General features: G+C 66.6%; 15 protein-coding genes. 4 read left to right on the forward strand and 11 right to left on the reverse strand.

Annotated elements, in window-relative coordinates; genetic code table 11:
* Nucleotides 1-61: 61 nt before the first annotated feature.
* From secG to GWK18_RS00255, 11 genes are all read right to left on the reverse strand, one after another.
* A complete protein-coding gene (gene secG / locus GWK18_RS00205; RefSeq protein ID WP_166832417.1) occupies nucleotides 62-331 on the reverse strand; it encodes a preprotein translocase subunit SecG in 270 nt (89 codons plus the stop codon).
* 42 nt (nucleotides 332-373) lie between these two features.
* Nucleotides 374-1,189 carry a triose-phosphate isomerase gene (gene tpiA / locus GWK18_RS00210; protein WP_123824804.1) on the reverse strand — a complete coding sequence of 272 codons (816 nt, stop codon included), beginning with the start codon at nucleotides 1,187-1,189 and terminating at the stop codon, nucleotides 374-376.
* 55 nt (nucleotides 1,190-1,244) lie between these two features.
* Complete coding sequence (locus GWK18_RS00215; protein ID WP_123824805.1) at nucleotides 1,245-2,465, reverse strand: phosphoglycerate kinase; 1,221 nt, start codon at nucleotides 2,463-2,465, stop codon at nucleotides 1,245-1,247.
* 243 nt (nucleotides 2,466-2,708) lie between these two features.
* A complete protein-coding gene (gene gap, locus GWK18_RS00220) occupies nucleotides 2,709-3,713 on the reverse strand; it encodes a type I glyceraldehyde-3-phosphate dehydrogenase (RefSeq protein ID WP_123824806.1) in 1,005 nt (334 codons plus the stop codon).
* A 335-nt stretch (nucleotides 3,714-4,048) separates the two neighbouring features.
* Nucleotides 4,049-5,032: a DNA-binding protein WhiA gene (whiA, locus tag GWK18_RS00225; protein WP_123824807.1), complete on the reverse strand. Its 984-nt coding sequence runs from the start codon at nucleotides 5,030-5,032 to the stop codon at nucleotides 4,049-4,051.
* Nucleotides 5,033-5,151: 119 nt separating this feature from the next.
* Nucleotides 5,152-6,186 carry a uridine diphosphate-N-acetylglucosamine-binding protein YvcK gene (gene yvcK / locus GWK18_RS00230; protein WP_199732539.1) on the reverse strand — a complete coding sequence of 345 codons (1,035 nt, stop codon included), beginning with the start codon at nucleotides 6,184-6,186 and terminating at the stop codon, nucleotides 5,152-5,154.
* Between the two features lie 81 nt (nucleotides 6,187-6,267).
* Nucleotides 6,268-7,221 (reverse strand): RNase adapter RapZ, encoded by a 954-nt coding sequence (rapZ, locus tag GWK18_RS00235; protein ID WP_123824809.1) that lies wholly within the window; start codon nucleotides 7,219-7,221, stop codon nucleotides 6,268-6,270.
* A 90-nt stretch (nucleotides 7,222-7,311) separates the two neighbouring features.
* On the reverse strand, nucleotides 7,312-9,399 hold the full coding sequence (uvrC, locus tag GWK18_RS00240) for an excinuclease ABC subunit UvrC (protein WP_123824810.1): 2,088 nt from the start codon (nucleotides 9,397-9,399) through the stop codon (nucleotides 7,312-7,314).
* The gene (locus GWK18_RS00245) at nucleotides 9,392-10,078 is read right to left on the reverse strand and encodes a lysophospholipid acyltransferase family protein (protein ID WP_123824811.1); all 687 of its coding nucleotides are present in this window, start codon (nucleotides 10,076-10,078) and stop codon (nucleotides 9,392-9,394) included. Before GWK18_RS00245 ends, uvrC begins: the two co-directional genes overlap by 8 nt.
* Nucleotides 10,075-12,978, reverse strand: coding sequence for an excinuclease ABC subunit UvrA (gene uvrA / locus GWK18_RS00250; RefSeq protein ID WP_123824855.1), 2,904 nt, complete (start codon nucleotides 12,976-12,978; stop codon nucleotides 10,075-10,077). Before uvrA ends, GWK18_RS00245 begins: the two co-directional genes overlap by 4 nt.
* 124 nt (nucleotides 12,979-13,102) lie before the next feature.
* Nucleotides 13,103-13,525 carry a hypothetical protein gene (locus GWK18_RS00255; protein WP_123824812.1) on the reverse strand — a complete coding sequence of 141 codons (423 nt, stop codon included), beginning with the start codon at nucleotides 13,523-13,525 and terminating at the stop codon, nucleotides 13,103-13,105.
* A gap of 80 nt (nucleotides 13,526-13,605) precedes the next feature.
* Between GWK18_RS00255 and GWK18_RS00260 the strand changes: the two genes are divergently transcribed.
* The 4 genes from GWK18_RS00260 (at nucleotide 13,606) to GWK18_RS00275 (ending at nucleotide 18,243) form a co-directional block, all read left to right on the forward strand.
* Nucleotides 13,606-14,262 (forward strand): MBL fold metallo-hydrolase, encoded by a 657-nt coding sequence (locus GWK18_RS00260; protein ID WP_123824813.1) that lies wholly within the window; start codon nucleotides 13,606-13,608, stop codon nucleotides 14,260-14,262.
* An 83-nt stretch (nucleotides 14,263-14,345) separates the two neighbouring features.
* Nucleotides 14,346-16,961 carry a DEAD/DEAH box helicase gene (locus GWK18_RS00265; RefSeq protein WP_123824814.1) on the forward strand — a complete coding sequence of 872 codons (2,616 nt, stop codon included), beginning with the start codon at nucleotides 14,346-14,348 and terminating at the stop codon, nucleotides 16,959-16,961.
* Between the two features lie 63 nt (nucleotides 16,962-17,024).
* Nucleotides 17,025-17,642 (forward strand): transcriptional regulator, encoded by a 618-nt coding sequence (locus tag GWK18_RS00270; protein ID WP_348535780.1) that lies wholly within the window; start codon nucleotides 17,025-17,027, stop codon nucleotides 17,640-17,642.
* Nucleotides 17,632-18,243 carry a hypothetical protein gene (locus GWK18_RS00275; protein ID WP_166832419.1) on the forward strand — a complete coding sequence of 204 codons (612 nt, stop codon included), beginning with the start codon at nucleotides 17,632-17,634 and terminating at the stop codon, nucleotides 18,241-18,243. The genes GWK18_RS00270 and GWK18_RS00275 overlap by 11 nt, the downstream gene beginning before the upstream one ends.
* Nucleotides 18,244-18,342: the final 99 nt, after the last annotated feature.

Genomic DNA, 18,342 nt, shown 5'->3' on the forward strand with positions numbered 1-18,342 from the left:
GGCCCCGCCGTTTCAACCCCTCACGGGGTCGGAAGAGAATGCTTGAAGTCCTGCGTCGAGCTCACAGCCCCGGCACGCCCGGGGTGGCGGGCGCAAACCGCATGGTCAGGGCATACCCGATGATGCACGCTGCCCACACCACGATCACCGTGGTGGTCAGACGAACCAGGTTCTTCTGCGCCACACCGGAGGTGTTGAGCGACTGCGTCATGCCGCCGCCGAACATGTCCGACAGGCCTCCACCCTTGCCCTTGTTCAGGAGGATGAGGACCACGGCCATCAAGCTGGTGATCACGATCGTGGCCAGCAGGATGTTTTGCAGAATCGTCATGGTTCATTGCCTCGCAGAATGCGTCGGAGGTTGTGACCTGGTTCAGTCCGTCACCAGGTGCTGCTCGAACTTCGCAATGTTAGCAAACTCCTCCGGATCCAGGCTGGCGCCGCCAACCAGGGCGCCGTCGACGTCCTTGCCCTTGAGGATCGCCCCGACGTTGCCGGACTTGACCGAGCCGCCGTAGAGCACCCGAACCTTGTCCGCGGTCTCCTGGCCGTACTGCTCGGCGAGGTCCTTGCGGATCGCGTCGGCCATTTCCTGCGCGTCCTCCGGTCCGGCGACTTCACCGGTGCCGATGGCCCACACGGGCTCGTAGGCCACGACGACATTGCCCACCTCCTCGGCGGCCAGGCCTTCGAGGGAGCCGCGCAGCTGCGCCAGCGTGAAGTTCACGTGCTCCCCGGCCTTGCGCGATTCGAGACCCTCACCGACGCACAGGACGGGCACCAGGTCGTGACGGAAGGCGGCCTGGATCTTGGCCAGGCACTGCTGGTCCGACTCACCGTGGATGGTACGCCGTTCCGAGTGGCCGACCAACACGTAGGTGCAGCCGAGCTTGTTCAGGAACTCGCCGGAGATGTCGCCCGTGTAGGCCCCGGAGTCCTGGTCGGACAGGTCCTGACCGCCGTAGACGACCTTGAGGTCGTCGCCGTCGACGATGGTCTGGACCGAGCGGATGTCCGTGAACGGCGGGAACACGGCGACCTCGACGCGCCCGAAGTCGTGCTTGGCGTCCTGGAGGGTCCAGGCGAGCTTCTGCAGCAGGGCCACGCCCTGCTGGTGGTCCATGTTCATCTTCCAGTTGCCCGCGATCAGCGGGGTGCGGTCGAACTGGCCGTTGGTCTGTGACGTCATGGGGGTGTTGCTCCTTCGTGAGACGGGAGAGACGTGCGGAAAAGGTGGGTTTCGGTCAGCCGATGACGGAGACGCCCGGCAGGTCCTTGCCTTCGATGAACTCCAGGGACGCGCCACCACCGGTGGAGATGTGCCCAAACTGGTCGTCGGAGAAGCCCAGGGTGCGCACGGCGGCAGCGGAGTCGCCGCCACCGATCACGGACATGCCCGAGCCGTTGGCCAGAGCTTCTGCGACTGCCTTGGTGCCACCGGCGAAGGCTTCCATCTCGAACACGCCTACCGGGCCGTTCCAGAAGATGGTCTTGGCCGCCGAGATCTCCTCCGCGAAGGACTTCGCGGAGTCGGGGCCGATGTCCAGGCCCATGCCGGATGCGCCCAGCTCGCCACCCTCGATGTCCTCGACCGGGCGGACCTCGTTCTTGGCGTCGGCCTTGAACTCGGCGGCGTAGACGACGTCGGTAGGCAGCACGATCTCGGTGCCTTCCGCCGGGGCCTTCTCCAGGTAGCCCTTCACGGTTTCAACCTGGTCATCCTCGACCAGAGACCCACCGATCGAGTAGCCCTGCGCCTTGAGGAACGTGAAGACCATTCCGCCGCCGATCAGCAGCTTGTCGGCCTTGCCGATCAGGTTCTCGATGACCGCGAGCTTGTCGGAGACCTTGGAGCCACCCATGACCACGATGAACGGACGCTCGGGGTTGGAGATGACCTTGGTCAGAACGTCCACCTCGGTCTTGACCAGATCCCCCAGGTAGGCGGGCAGGATCTTGGCGACGTCGTACACGGACGCGTGCTTGCGGTGGACGGCGCCGAAGGCATCACCCACAAATGCACCGTTCGAACCGGTGAGTGCAGCGAGTTCCTTGGCGAGTTCGGTGCGCTCCTCCTCGACCTTCGAGGTCTCCCGCGCATCGAAGCGCACGTTCTCCACGACCAGGACCTGTCCGTCGGTCAGGGCAGCGGCCTTGGCCTGGGCGTCGGGGCCGGTGACGTCCGTGGCGGTCACGACGTCGAGGTCGGAGAGCTCGGCGAGCTTCGCCGCGGCGGGTGCGATCGAGTACTTGGGGTTCGGCTCACCCTTGGGACGCCCGAGGTGAGCGGTGACGATCACGCGCGCTCCGGCGTCGGAGAGCTTCTGGATCACGGGCAGCGAGGCGCGGACACGGCCGTCGTCGGTGACGGTGGATCCGTCGAGCGGAACGTTGAGGTCGGAACGCACCAGGACGGTACGGCCGGCAACACCTTCGTTGAGGAGATCGTCCAGAGACTTGGCCATGGGAGCAGATCCTTTCGATGGGGACTCACTGGTGCCAGTGGGCCGTGCCCGGTTCGCGAGGCGGGAGCTCGCGGTGGGCGATGGGTGGGGTGAGTAAAGCCGGTGGATACGACTGACGCGCGGGGTGCGCACAGCGGTGCTGCGCACACCCCGCGCGTCAGTCGTGGGTGTCACCGTGAATCACGGGCCGCATTCGGGGTCAGTACCCCTCCGGCCGGATTCGACGGCGACGGAACCGCGGGATCAGAACTTGGATGCGACGTAGTTGACCAGGGAGACCAAGCGGGAGGTGTAGCCCCACTCGTTGTCGTACCAGGCGATGACCTTGACCTGGTTGTCGATGACCTTGGTCAGCGGTGCGTCGAAGACGGTCGAGACCGGGTAGCCCTCGATGTCCTTGGAGACGATCGGGTCCTCGGTGTACTCGATGATGCCCTTCATGTCGCCCTCGGCAGCTTCCTTGAGTGCCGCGTTGACGGACTCGACGGAAACTTCCTGCTCGGCCTCGAAGGTCAGGTCGACCATGGAACCGGTCGGGGTGGGGACGCGGACGGCGAATCCGTCCAGCTTGCCCTTGAGTTCGGGGAGCACCAGGCCGACGGCGGCTGCGGCACCCGTGGTGGTCGGGACCATGTTGAGGGCCGCGGCGCGCGAACGACGGAGGTCGCTGTGCGGGGCGTCCTGCAGGCGCTGATCGGCGGTGTACGCGTGGATGGTGGTCATCAGACCGGCCTTGATGCCGAACTTGTCGTTGAGCACCTTGGCCAGCGGGGCCAGGCAGTTGGTGGTGCAGGAGGCGCCGGAGATCAGGTTCATGCTCGCGGCGTCGTAGTCCTTCTCGTTCACGCCGTACACGAACGTTCCGTCAACCTCCTTGCCGGGGGCGGAGAGGATGACCTTCTTGGCGCCGGCGTCGAGGTGAGCCTGCATCTGCGGGCCCTTGGCGAAGCGACCGGTGGACTCGATCACGATGTCCACACCCAGATCGCCCCAGGGCAGCTTGGTGGGGTCGGGCTCGGCCAGGAACTTGACTTCCTTGCCGTCCACGGTCATGGCGTCGCCGTTGAGGGCGACCTCGCCCGGGTAGCGGCCGTTGATGGAGTCGTACTTGAGCAGGTGAACCAGGGTCTCCGGATCGGTGAGGTCGTTCACCGCCACGATCTCGATGCCTTCGCCCTGCTGCTGCACGGCGCGGAAGAAGCTGCGTCCGATGCGGCCGAAACCGTTAATGCCAACCTTGATGGTCACTTCGATCGATCTCCTATGTCTTCGGTGACGTCGTTCGACAAGTGCGTTGCCAGTCTGCCCGGCACGCCATGTGAACGACACCTGATGGTCGGAAGTTGCCGTGTTGTTTCGTGAGGGATCGCAACTGATCGTCCATCCCCCGTCCGGTGACCCCGTGGGTTGCCCGGACCGTCACAACCTGCAACTCACCGCTGGGAATTAGTCTAAACGGAGGATGGGCAGTGCGCCAGAGAAACGCGAGGTTACACAGAATGAACTCGGCAAAACACAACCAAACCCACATGGTCGCACTGTTTCCGAGAAGTGTGTTCGCTCTCAGCGGGCACCTGGGCGGGTCAGTTGCGGGGAAGCATGTCGGTCGAGACATTCGCCTCTGTCCCGGGGACGCCCAGTTCCTCGGCGCGGCGATCGGCCATGGCCAGCAAACGGCGGATCCGGCCCGCGATCGCATCCTTGGTCAGGATGGGATCGGAGAGGCGGCCGAGTTCGTCCAAGCTGGCCTGCTTGTTGGCCAGTCGCAGTTCGCCGGCGGCGCGTAGGTGATCCGGCACGTCGTCACCCAACAGTTCCAACGCGCGTTCGACCCGAGCCCCGGCGGCCACCGCGGCCTGCGCTGATCGACGCAGGTTCGCGTCGTCGAAGTTCGCCAGCCGGTTGGCCGTCGCGCGGACCTCCTTGCGCATACGGCGGTCCTCCCAGGTCAGGAGAGTCTCGTGTGCGCCCATGCGGGTGAGAAGGGTTGCGATCGCGTCGCCGTCGCGGATCACCACGCGATCGCCGCCGCGGACCTCCCGGGCCTTGGCAATGACGTCCAACCGTCTGGCTGCACCCACCAGCGCCAGGGCAGCCTCCGGGCCCGGGCAGGTGAATTCCATGGCGGCCGAGCGGCCCGGTTCGGTCAGGGAGCCGTGGGAGAGGAAAGCCCCGCGCAGAACGGCCTCGGCGTCCCCGATGGTGCCGTTGACCACGATCGGCGGCAGGCCACGGACCGGGCGTCCGTGGGAATCGAGCAAACCGGTACGGCGCGCCAGGGCCTCGCCGTCGCGCACCACACGCAGGACGTAGTGGTTACCGCGCCGCAACCCTCCCCCGCTGATGACGCCGAGTTCACACACGTGGCCGAACTCTTCGATGATCGTTGCCCGCAGCCGCCGCGCCACGGCCGCGGAGTCGAGTTCGACTTCGACCACGATCCGGCCCGAAACGATGTGGAGGCCGCCGCAGAACCGCAGAACCGTCGAGAGTTCAGCTCGACGCTCGGAGGCCTTCTTGGTCTCCAGCCGGGCAAGCTCATCCTTGACCGATGCCGTCAGGGACATCTGCATCCTTTCCGCAAGGTGTTCGCGTGCGTTCCACGGGGTTGGAACATGCTCGAGTGGAGCATGACTGAACCCCATCGGATGCTGAACAGGGTACCCCGACGTGCTCGCGGGCGTTTTTAGACGGAACCCAGCACTTCCTGGTATGCGGCGGCCAGCTTGAAGGACGAATGCACCCGTTCGCCTCTGGCACGGCGCAGGTCGGCGAAGTGTACGGAGGCGCCCATCCGGGAGGCGACGGCCTCCAGATGGCTCTGGTCCTCGACCGCTGAGGGATCAGCAATCACCGAATCGATCCGGAGGTTCGGCGCGTGTTCGTGCAGGACCTCGAGCTCCTGGGCGCTGGTCTTTCCCTCGGTCTCCGTGTCCCGGGAAAGATTCATGGTGATGACTCGCTGGCCCTCCGTGGTTTCCAGGGCCTGACGCAGTTCGGGCAGCAGCAGATGAGGCAGAACCGAGGTGTGCCACGAGCCCGGTCCGAGAATGACCGCGTCGGCTGCCTCGACGGCGTCCAGGGCCTGCTTGCACACCACCGCTCCCGGCGGCTTGAGCCGGACGTTGCGGACGTAGGGTTCCTTGGCCAGGGCCACCTGCCCGCTGACCGTGCGGAATCCCTGATCGACGGAGTCGTCGGCCACGTCCCCTTCGATGACGAGCGGGGTGACGGACATGGGAAGGACCTGGCCCTGGGCGCCCAGCAGGGCGCCGGCCCACCGCAGGCCCGCGACCGGATCCCCCAACAATTCCCACAGGGTCACGATCAGAAGGTTCCCCAGTGCGTGCCCGTCCAACGACGACGGCCGGTGCGGCAAGGAACCGAACCGGTGCTGCATGACGTCACGCCAGGTCAGCCCCCAGTCCGAGTCGTCACACAGGGCCGACAGTGCCATTCTCAGATCCCCCGGCGGCAGCACGGCGAGCTCCTCGCGCAGGCGGCCGGAGGACCCGCCGTCGTCGGCCACGGTCACGACGGCGGTCAGGTGGTTCGTCAGGAGTCGCAGGGCCGAGAGCGAGGCCGAGAGCCCGTGTCCGCCGCCCAGGGCGACCACGGCCTTTCCGGAGCTCCGCCGAGGTCTGGCAGGTGCGTCGTCGTTCGAACCCCGTGATTGGTCCTGGCGACCCGCGAAGGGTCCGGGCGGAAGGTCCGGTCGCATCGGCCCGCCCGCAGCCGGAAAGCCTGTGGGAGCCCCCGAAACCGGGGACGGTCGGTGTTGGTCGGTCATGTCAGTCCCGCGTCACTCGCGCCCGATGTCCCGGTGCTCCACGTTGACGGTCACGCGTGGGAACTTGGAGAGGCGCCGTGCCACGTCCTCGGTCACGGCCACCGACCGGTGCTTGCCCCCCGTGCAGCCGATAGCGATGGTGGCGTAGTGCTTGTTCTCCGTCCGGTAGCCCTCGAAGACGGGCTCCAACATGGACGTGAAGCGCTCCACGAAGGTGCGCGCCCCGTCCTCCTTGAACACGTAGTCGCGGACTTCGATGTCCTTGCCCGTCCTGGGACGCAACGCCGGAACCCAGTGGGGGTTCGGAATGAAGCGAACGTCGGCAACGTAGTTCGCGTCGGCCGGTACGCCGTACTTGAAACCGAAACTCATCACCGTCAGGCGTAGGACAACAGGCCCGTCGGTGGTGTAGAGATCCGCGACGGCCTTGGACAATGCGTGCACGTTGTAGGACGAGGTGTCCAACACGATGTCCGCGGATTCCTTGAGGTCCTTGAGCAGTCCCCGTTCCGCGGCAATTCCGTCCAAGATCCGTCCGCCAGCCTGCAGCGGGTGGGGACGACGCTGGTGCTCGTAGCGCGCCACCAGCACCTCGTCGGAGGCGTCCAGGAACAACACGGAGAAGTCCACGCCGCTGGCCTCCATGGCGGCCAAGGTCTCCTTCATGTCGTTGAACAACGCCTTGCCGCGCACGTCGATGACGACGGCCAGACGCGGAATCGCCTCGGGAGTCCGGGACACCAGGTCCGCGAGGGTCTGCAGCATCTGGGGTGGCAGGTTGTCCACCACGTACCAACCCTGGTCTTCGAGGGCGTTGGCTGCCGTGGACCGGCCCGCTCCCGACATGCCCGTGACCACGAGCAGTTCTGACTTGCGTTCCGGCTGGGGGACGTTGTCACCACCGCGGGGCGGTTCGGCGGACTGGAGGCGCGAGAACGGGTCGTCGTGCGTGGGTGGCTGCGTCATCTCTGTCTCTCGGCCGATCACTCGTGGAACGCGATCGGGGCGCCCGAACAGTCGCGCCGATCTTGCTTCAAGCCTATCGGGCGGGGTGGCCTAGTCGAGGATTTCCCCGGTGGCCGTATTGACGGTGAGTCCCCCGGTGGGGTCATCCTGCCCGGTCGTGGCGGCTGGTTCCTGCAGTGCCGCCGCCACCTTGGCAGCCAGGGCTGCACCGAACCCCGGAACTTCCTGGATCTCTTCGACGCGGGCCGCGCGGAGCTTCTTGGCGGACCCGAAGTGCTTGAGCAGCGCCTTCTGTTTGGCCGGCCCGACGCCCGGGAGGTCGTCGAGCACCGAGGAGATCATGGAGCGACCGCGTTTGGCCCGGTGGAACGTGATGGCGAACCGGTGCGCTTCATCGCGGATCCGCTGCATCAGGTACAGCGCTTCGGAGGCCCGTGGCAGGATCACGGGGAACTCGTCATCCGGCAGCCAGACCTCTTCCAGGCGCTTGGCCAACCCGACCACCGCGACGTCCACGACTCCCAGGTCCTCCAGGGCCCGGGCAGCCGCGGCCACCTGGGGCGGTCCGCCATCGACGACGACGAGGTTGGGCGGGTACGCGAACCGCTTGCGTGCCGCGGGGTCGGCGTCCAGGTCCTCCGGCGACAGGGCCCCGGTCCGTGTACCGGCTTCGGCCGTCTCGGCCTGCTGCGCCAGGTGGCGGCTGAACCGTCGATGGATGACGTCGTACATGGACGCGGTGTCATCGCGAGCCGCGTCCCCCGTGATCGAGAACTTCCGGTACTCGGACTTACGTGCCAACCCGTCCTCGAACACCACCATGGACGCCACAACGTCCGTGCCCTGGACGTGGGAGATGTCGTAGCACTCGATCCGCATGAGGGCTTCGGGAAGGTCCAACGCCTCCTGCAGCTGTTGCAATGAGGCCGAACGCGTGGTGATGTCACCGGCCCGCCGGGACTTGTGGAGGGCGAGGGCCTGGCGGGCGTTCTCCCGCACCGTTTCCATGAGCTGGGCCTTCTCACCGCGCTGCGGAAGGCCGATCGACACCCGGGACCCGCGCAGCCCGCTGAGCCAGTCCTCGAGCTGGTCGGCGTTCTCGACGGGTTCGGAGACCAGCACACTGCGGGGCACCTGGTTCTCACGGTAGGTCAGTTCCTCGGACCAAGGCCGGTGGTGGGAGCCGCGCTCCTCGCGACGCGCGTGGGCGCGCAGTTCGTCACCGGAGGCCCCGTCGGCGGTGCGTTCTCCGTAGACCTGTTGAAGCAACGCTTCGAGCAGGTGGGCGCCGTCGGTCTCCTCGACCTTCTCCGTGACCCACCCGCGTTGGCCGCGAATACGACCGCCGCGGACGTGGAAGACCTGGACGGCTGCTTCGAGTTCGTCGTCGGCCAGGGCGAAGAAGTCGGCGTCCACGGCGTCCGAGAGCACGACGGCGTTGCGTTCGAAGGCCTTGCGCAAAGCCTCCACATCGTCACGGCGCGCGGCGGCAGTCTCGAAGTCCTGCACCGCGGCCGCAGCGCGCATCCGGTCCTCGAGCTCCTTGATGAACGGTTCCGGGTGCCCGGACATGAAGCGACACAGGTCATCGGCCAGGGCTCGGTGGTCCTCGACGGAGATCTCCCCCACGCACGGCGCCGAGCACTTTCCGATGTAACCCAGCAGGCACGGGCGCCCCGACCGCTCGGCCCTCCGGTAGACACCGGGGGCGCAGGAGCGCACGGGGAACACACGTAGGACGGCGTCCAGGGTCTCGCGGATGGCCCATGCCTGCGAATAGGGACCGAAGTACCGGGTCCCCTTCTTCTTGGTGCCGCGGGTGACCAATGCGCGGGGCACGTCCTCGCCCATGGTCACTGCGAGGTACGGGTAGGACTTGTCGTCCCGGTAGTCGATGTTGAAACGCGGTTGGAACTGCTTGATCCACGTGTACTCGAGCTGCAGGGACTCCAGTTCGGAGCCGACAACCACCCATTCCACACCCGCGGCGGTCGTGACCATGGTGCGCGTCTTGGGCGCCAGCGTGTGCAGTGGCGCGAAATAGGAGGAGACCCGGTTCCGCAGGTTCTTGGCCTTGCCCACGTAGATCACGCGCCCCGCGGCGTCCCGGAAACGATAGACCCCGGGATCCGTGGGGATCTCCCCGCGTGCGGGGCGGTAGATCGACGGGTCAGCCACGGGCGGCGTCTCGCTCCACCGACGGCGGGACGTTGTAACCGTCCGCGCGTTCCTGGCCGGAGAGTGCGGCGATCGCGTCCATGACCCGGTCCACCACCTCGCGTCGTTGAGCCCCGGTCTGACGCCCGTCGACCCGCTGGACCTCGAGCGGCGTGCCGATGTGCAACTCGAACTTGCGGGGCCGGATGATCCGGGACCCGGGCTTCTGGAGCCGTTCGGTCCCCTTGAGCGCGACGGGGACGACGGGCGCTCCCGTGGACAGGGCAGAAAAGGCCACCCCGGTGCGGCCACGGTACAGGCGACCGTCACGGGAACGGGTGCCTTCCGGGAACACGCCGAACACGCCGCCTTGACCCAACAGTTTCAGCGCAGGTTCCAGCGCCGCGACGGATTCCGACTGCCGGGACCGGTCGACGGGGATCAGCCCGAGGACGTCGTAGACGAAGGTCATCACCTTGCCCTTGATCCCGGGCGCATTCGCCAGGGAGGCCTTGGTGATGAATCCGACCCTCCGCGGCATGAGCGCGGAGAGGATGATCCCGTCCAGGAAGGACAGATGGTTGGAGGCCACGATCACCGGGCCGGTGGCCGGGAAATTTTCCTCCCCCGTGATCACCGGGCGGCAGGTGACGCGAAACAGGGTGGCGACCGCTTCCTGTGCCAGCCGGTAGAGCTTCACCGTGCCCCCTCGAAAATCTCCTTGAGGAACATGCCCGTGTGGCTGGCGGGATTCTGTGCCACGTCCTCCGGCGTTCCTTCCGCGACCACCAGGCCACCGCCCGATCCGCCGTCGGGGCCCATGTCGATGACCCAGTCGGCCGTCTTGATGACGTCCAGGTTGTGTTCGATCGTCATCACGGAGTTCCCCTTGTCCACCAGACCCTGCAGAACCTTCAACAGTTTGTTGATGTCCTCGAAGTGCAGTCCCGTGGTGGGTTCGTCGAGGACGTAGATGGTGTCGCCGTGAGAGCGCCGTTGGAGTTCCGCCGCGAGCTTGACCCGCTGGGCCTCTCCCCCGGACAGCGTGGTCGCGGGCTGGCCGAGCCGGACGTACCCGAGACCGACGTCGACCAGGGTGTCGAGGTGACGGGCGATGGCCGTGTAGGCCGAGAAGAACTCGGCGGCCTCCTCGATCGGCATGTCGAGGACCTCGGCGATGGACTTGCCCTTGTAGTGCACGTCCAGGGTCTCGCGGTTGTACCGGGCACCCTTGCAGACTTCACAGGGAACGTAGACGTCCGGCAGGAAGTTCATCTCGATCTTCAGGGTGCCGTCGCCGGAGCAGGCCTCGCAGCGGCCACCCTTGACGTTGAACGAGAACCGCCCCGGCTGGTAGCCCCGGATCTTCGCCTCGGGAGTGTCCGCGAAGAGCTTGCGGATCCGGTCGAACACGCCGGAGTAGGTGGCGGGATTGGACCGGGGGGTTCGGCCGATGGGCGACTGGTCCACGTGCACGATCTTCTTGAGCTGCTCCACGCCCTCGATGCGCTTGTGCCTGCCCGGGACCTGCTTGGCGCCGTTGAGTTCGTTGGCGAGCTTCGTGTAGAGGATCTCGTTGACCAGCGACGACTTTCCGGAGCCGGACACACCGGTCACCGCCGTGAACACTCCCAGGGGGAAGGTCACGTCGATGTTCTGGAGGTTGTTCTCCTGGGCCCCCACGACGCGCAGGACTCGCTCGGGGTCCACGGGTCGCCGGGTGGCCGGGACGTCGATCGCCTTGCGGCCGGACAGGTAGTCGGAGGTGATCGAGTCCTTGTTGGCCAGCAGCTCCTGGTACCCGCCGGAATGCACCACCCGGCCACCGCGCTCACCGGCGCCGGGGCCGACGTCGACGATCCAGTCCGCCTCGCGGATGGTGTCCTCGTCGTGCTCGACGACGATCAGGGTGTTCCCCATGTCTCTGAGCTTGGTCAACGTCTGGATCAGACGCCTGTTGTCACGCTGGTGCAACCCGATCGACGGCTCGTCCAGGACGTAGAGGACGCCCACCAGACCAGCCCCGATCTGGGTGGCCAGTCGGATGCGCTGGGCTTCACCGCCGGAAAGGGTCGCGGAGGCCCGTTCCAGATTCAGGTAGTCGAGCCCGACGTCCAGGAGGAAGGTCAGCCGCGCTTCGATCTCCTTGAGCACCTGCTCCGCGATGCGCGTTTCGCGTTCGGTCAGTTCGAGGCCCTGAAAGAAGGCCAGGGACTCCCGCATGGGCAGAGCCGTGGCCTGGGCGATCGACAGCCCGCCGACGGTCACCCCCAGCATGGTCGGGTTCAGCCGTTGTCCCTGGCAGGCCGGACAAGGCACCTGCCGCATGTACTGCTCGTAGCGGTCCTTGGCGTTCTCGGACTCGGTCTCCTCGTGCTTGCGGCGGATGTAGGTGTAGACACCTTCGAAGCCCTGGGTGTACCGGCGCTCCCGGCCCCACCGGTTCCGGTAGGAGACGGTGACCTTGTAGTCCTTGCCTTCCAGCAGGGCCTTTCGTCCCGCCGCGGGGAGGTCCTTCCAAGGGGTCACCAGGTCGAAGTCGAGTTCCTCGCCGAGCCCCGCCATGAGCCGGTTCCAGTAATCGCTCGTGGACTTGCCGAGAGACCAGGGCTGGATCGCACCCTCCACCAGACTCAGGTCGGGATCCGGGACCACCAGGTGCTCGTCCACCTCGAGGCGGGTGCCGATGCCGTCGCATTCGGGGCACGCGCCGAAGGGAGCGTTGAAGGAGAAGGCGCGCGGTTCGATCTCGTCGGTGCCCAAGGGGTGTTCGTTGGGGCAGGCGAGGTTCTCGGAGAAGGTCTGTCGTTGGTCGATGCCCTCCGGGGCGTCCTCGCCGTCGCGCAGCACGAGCTCTACCACCACCCGACCATCGGCCAGGCCGAGCGCGGTCTCGATGGAATCCGTCAGGCGGCGTTCCATCCCGTCCTTGATGACCAGACGGTCCACGACGACGTCGATGTCGTGTTTGTACTGCTTCTTGAGCTTGGGCGGGTCGTCCAGGGTCACCTGCTCACCGTCGACGACGGCACGGGAGTACCCCTGCTGTGTCAGGCTCGCGAAAAGGTCGGCGAATTCACCCTTCCGGCGCCGCACCACGGGTGCCAGCACCTGGAACCGGGTCCTTTCCGGCATGGTCAGCAGACGGTCCACGATCTGTTGCGGGGTCTGCTTGGTGATGGGCTCCCCGCACACGGGACAGTGGGGATGCCCGATCCGCGCCCACAGCAGGCGCATGTAGTCGTAGATCTCCGTGATGGTGCCCACCGTGGAGCGGGGGTTCTTGGAGGTCGACTTCTGATCGATCGACACGGCCGGAGACAGGCCTTCGATGAAGTCCACGTCCGGTTTGTCCACGCGTCCCAGGAACATGCGCGCGTAGGAGGACAGGGACTCGACGTACCGGCGCTGTCCCTCCGCGAAGATGGTGTCGAATGCCAGGGAGGACTTGCCGGAACCGGAAAGCCCGGTGAAGACCACCATGGCGTCACGCGGGATGGTGAGGTCGACGTCGTGAAGGTTGTGTTCACGGGCGCCCTGCACGACGATCTCGGTCAGATCGGTGGGGGCTGTCGCTTGTGCTTCAGGCACGGTGAGCATGGGGGCAAGACTCTGTTCGGGCACGCCGTGCAGTTTATCGCCCGGCTCCGACAGCCTGGCTCACGTGCGCCCCGGGAAAAGTGCCCGCGGTCCAGTTGACGGGGCTGTTCACCGCCGTCGTTCGCTAGATGCGATCACGCCTGTAGGCCAGGACCAGCCAGGCGATGTTGGTCACCACACCGGCCAGGGGCACTACCCCCAGCCTCCAGTTCCACAGGAGCCCGGTGGCCGCCGACAGCGCGAAGACCACCGCGCCCAGGACGCACAGGCCCGCCATGAAGTGCAGCAGGAACGGCACCTTCTTCCACCACAGCGCCAACGGGATTCCGTAGAGCAGGCCGAGCCCGCCGATCGTCGACCAGCCGGGGCCCGGAGTGAGCTCGAAACCGAGTGACGGGTCAGAGGCAACGGCCTTCACCTCCGGATCGTGTGTCTGCACCCAAATGGTGGCCAGCAGGAGCACGTAGGACCCGACGGTCAGCAGAAGCAATCGACCGGGGCGCTTGCGTTCCCACGTCTGATCCGCGGGGGGAAGGAATCCGGGCATGATGACTGGATACCACGATGAGGTCACGAGCGGGTGACCCAAGGTGAACGAAGCCTGCTAACAGTCTTAGAATCGTGGGCATGTTCGTCACCGACACGCAGAGTGTTGATCTGGCCGAGGTCACGATTCGTTCCATCCAGGTCAGCGACATGCAGAACAACGTGTACCTGCTGACCTCAAAGACCCACGGCACGCAGGTACTCATCGACGCCGCCGACGATCCCCGTGCCATCGCCGGGTTGGTCGGCGCCGGCTGCGGCGACTGCACGCTGTCGGGCAGCCTGCAGATGATCATCACCACGCACTCCCACTGGGACCACGTCCGGGCCCTGGCCGAGGTGAAGTCCCGCTCCGAGGCGGTTACGGCCTGCGGTACCGCCGACGCTGACGCCATCGATGTGTCCATGGACGTGACCTTGGACAACGGGGACGTCGCGGAGTTCGACGGGTTCGACCTGGAAGTCATCGGGCTGCGCGGACACACCCCGGGTTCCATCGCCCTGGTCTACCGGGACCCGTCGGGTCCCGTGCGGATCTTCACCGGCGACTCACTGTTCCCCGGGGGCGTGGGCCGCACGGAGACCGACGCGAACTTCCAGAGTCTCTACCAGGACGTGGTGACGCGCATTTTCGACCGGTTCGACGACGACACCGTCATCTACCCGGGTCATGGCGCGCCCACCACCCTGGGAGCTGAGCGGCCGCACCTCGAGGAGTGGCGCGAACGCGGCTGGTAATCGCCCGAGGGTAGGTTGCCACGGCCGCGGACGCCTCCGCATGGCGCCCCTGGCTGTCTGCGGCCGCGGCTAGTCTGGTGGCGATGTCACTTCTGGAAGTTCTCACCCCCGGCCTGTCCTCCCCCGGACGGCACTATCTCCGCGGGGACTTCGCCCGTAATCCCCTCACCGCGGACGAAATCTTCGAAGGCTTCGTCGGCTGGTCCGCCGGACGGGGTCTCGAGTTGTACCCGCACCAGGAAGAAGCAGTCCTGGAAGTGGCCAACGGCGCCAACGTGATCCTGGCGACCCCCACGGGTTCCGGCAAGTCCATGGTGGCGTTGGCCGCCCACTTCACCGGCTTGGCCCAGGGCCAACGCTCCTACTACACGGCGCCGATCAAGGCCCTCGTGTCGGAGAAGTTCTTCGCGCTGTGTGAGGCCTTCGGGGCCGAGAACGTCGGCATGGTCACCGGAGATTCGGCGGTGAATCCGGACGCGCCCATCGTGTGTTGCACGGCCGAGATCTTGGCGAACATCGCCCTGCGGGAGGGTCCGGGAGCGGATCTGGGGCCGGTGGTCATGGACGAGTTCCATTTCTTCGCGGACCCGCAGCGCGGCTGGGCGTGGCAGGTCCCGCTGGTCGAACTCCCCCAGGCACAGTTCCTCCTGATGTCGGCCACCCTCGGGGACACGTCCGCCATCCGCAAGCGCCTGACCGAGGCCACGGGGCGAGAAACCGCCGTCGTCGACGACGCCGAACGGCCGGTCCCCCTGAGCTACTACTACTCCGAACTGCCCGTCCACGAGCAGATCGACGAATTGGTCTCCACCCATCAGGCCCCGGTGTACGTGGTGCACTTCTCCCAGCTCCAGGCCATGGACCAGGCGCAGTCGCTCATGAGCGTCAACGTCCTGAGCAAGGAGGAGAAGGAACGGGTGTCGGAGGTCATCGCCGACTTCAAATTCGCCGCCGGCTTCGGCAAGACCCTCAATCGTCTGGTCCGGCACGGCATCGGTGTGCACCACGCCGGAATGCTCCCCAAGTACCGGCGACTGGTGGAACAGCTCGCCCAGGAGGGCCTGCTCAAAGTCATCTGCGGCACGGACACCCTGGGTGTGGGGATCAACGTGCCGATCCGCACCGTCCTGATCACCGCGTTGTCGAAGTTCGACGGGCAACGCACCCGGCGGTTGCAGTCCCGGGAGTTCCATCAGATCGCGGGACGTGCGGGGCGCGCAGGGTTCGACACGCAGGGCACCGTCGTCGTGCAGGCCCCAGAACACGACATCGAGAACAACCGCGCCATGGAGAAGGCCCGTCGTAAACACGGCAACGACGAGAAGAAGCTGCGGCAGGTTCCCAAGAAGAAGCCGCCCCAGGGCTTCGTGTCCTGGTCGCGCAAGACCTTCGACGCCCTGATCGCCTCCGAACCCGAGCCGTTGCGCTCGGGATTCTCGGTCACGCACGCCATGCTGCTCAACCTGCTGCAACGCCCGTGGGACCCGGTGGCCGCCGCCCGGCACCTGTTCGAAGGCCTGGACGGGACTGTGGCTGACCGCCGTCGGTGGGTTCGGGAGTCACTGGGGATCCTGCGGGAGCTGCGCGCCACCGGCGTCGTCGAGCGGCTCACGGAGCCGGACGACGACGGACGTCGGTACCGCCTGACCGTCGAACTGCAGGAGAACTTCGCACTGAACAACGCGCTGGCTCCCTTCGCACTTGCCGCCTTGACCCTCCTGGACCCCGAGGCCGAGAACCACGAACTCGACGCCGTGTCCGTGATCGAGTCCACGCTCGAGCGCCCGCGTCAGGTCCTGGCGATGCAGGAGAAGAAGGCCAAGACCGAGGCACTGGCCCAGATGAAGGCCGACGGCCTCGAGTACAACGAGCGCATGCGTGAATTGGACGACATCACGTATGCGATGCCGCTGCGCGAGCTGCTGGAGCAGGCCTTCGAGACCTACCGCAGCTCCGCGCCCTGGCTCGCCGAACACGAGCTCACGCCCAAGTCCGTGGTCAGGGACATGTTCGAACGCGCGATGACCTTCGGACAGTACGTCCAGTTCTACGGACTCACCCGCTCCGAGGGAATCCTCCTGCGCTATCTGACCGATGCTTACCGCGCGCTGCGTCAGACCGTGCCGATCGAGCAACGGACGGAGGCGCTGGAGGACATCATTGAATGGCTGGGCGAAACCATCCGCCAGACGGACAACTCCTTGCTGGACGAGTGGGAGAAGTTGACCCGCGGTGAAGAGTCCCCGGCCGGGACCACCCAGGACTCCCTGGCCGAGCTCATGGAGGAACAGGCCCCGGCCATCACGAACAACCCGCGGGCGTTCCGGATCATGGTCCGCAACGCCATGTTCCAACGCGTGGAGCTGTTCGCCCAGGAGAAGGACAAGACCTTGGGCGCCCTGGACGGCGACGCCGGCTGGGACCGTGACCGCTGGGCGGAGGCCATGGACGAGTACTTCAACGAGTACGACGACATCTTCACCGATGCCCAGGCACGAGGGCCGGCGCTGATCCGCATCGACGAGGCCCCCGAAGGTCTGTCCGGGTTCTGGACCGTGCAACAGGTCTTCGACGATCCCGAGGGCAACCACGACTTCGGGATCAATGCGCGGATCGATCTGAAGACCTCCGACGAGGACGGTTTCCCCGCCGTCGTCGTGGACAACGTCGGGCCCATCACCAACACCGGACGTTCGTGACGTACATGCACTTAAAGGTGCATAATCTCAGATAATGCATCATGGAGCGCATAAGGAGGTTCCGTGCCGTACGTCCTCACCGTCGACCGACATCACTCGCAGCGCCAACCCGGTGCCCTGGACATGCCCGCCCACCGGAGTCGCTTGGAATCAAGCCACCCCACGCCGCTGCTGAGCTGGCAGATCTCCGCCGGCGACGAGCTCCAGGCCTTGTACGCCGACCCCGGGCCCGTCGTGGAGGCTGCACTGCACCTGGCCGAGTCCGGGGAATGGCACGTGGGCCTGGGGGTCGGCACCGTCGACACTCCCCTGCCCGGCAGCGTCAACGAGGCGACCGGGAGTGCCTTCGTCCACGCGCGCGAAGCGGTGGAGGCGGCCAAAACCTCCGCCTCCGACACCGCGGTCCGCGGTGTTGAGGAGGACCTGCGATCGCAGCAGGCCGACGCCCTCCTGGCGCTGCTGGCCTCCACCCGACGACGACGCACGGCCACGGCTCAGCAGGCCGCGGAACTCGCCGATCGCGGTATGACGCAGCAACGGATCGCCGACGAGCTCGGCATCAAGCAGTCATCGGTGTCCAGGCGGCTGGCCACGGCCCTGTGGCACGAGGAACGATCCGTGCGCGAGGTGCTGGTCGAACTGCTCCGTGAGGCGGACGAGGTGAATCTGGTTGACTCCTGAACCGCAGAAGAACCAATCCCCCAATCCCCAGGCCGGTCTCCGCACCAACCACCCGGCGGGCGTCGGTTCCTCGACCGCACCCGGGCCGTGTGGTTCACTCACCGGCTGGCGCGGAACCTTGACCGTCTGGCTCCCGGTGGTGCTTCTGGCGGCCGTCCTCACGTCATGGGTGATCACCGGAGCCGTACCCCTGTGGTGCCTGGCGCCGGCCCTCACTGTCGCCTTCGGACTCTCGGGCGATCCCGTGACCCGACTCGTCCTGCACCTGGCCCGGGACCTCGAGGCCCAGCGCCGGGCGCGATGGGACCTCATGACCTCCAAGGACCGACGGCCACAGGAGACCGCCCTCGCCACGGAGGCGGAGCCCCCAGGCTTGCCGCTGCGCGGAGGCCTGGTCATCGGCGTGCTCGAACGCGTGGCGGTCGTCGTGAGTCTGGCCATGGGGTACCCGAGTGGCCTGGCCGTCGTCGTGGCCGTCAAGGGCCTGGCGCGGTACGGCGAGTTCACCAATGCCCATCAGCGGGAACAGTTCATCATCGGGACGTTGGCCTCCCTGCTGTGGGCCGCTGCCGGTGCCGGACTGATCGTCCTCTTCGGCTGAACGCCGCACCCCGCACTCATGACAACGGCCTCGGCCCCTCACCTGGTGACCGGGCCGGCCGGGGGCGCTGGGGGCGGCCCCGCGCCCCGCCCCCCGCTG

This window comes from Kocuria sp. JC486 (assembly GCF_011602805.1).
Taxonomy (GTDB): Bacteria; Actinomycetota; Actinomycetes; order Actinomycetales; family Micrococcaceae; genus Kocuria; species Kocuria soli.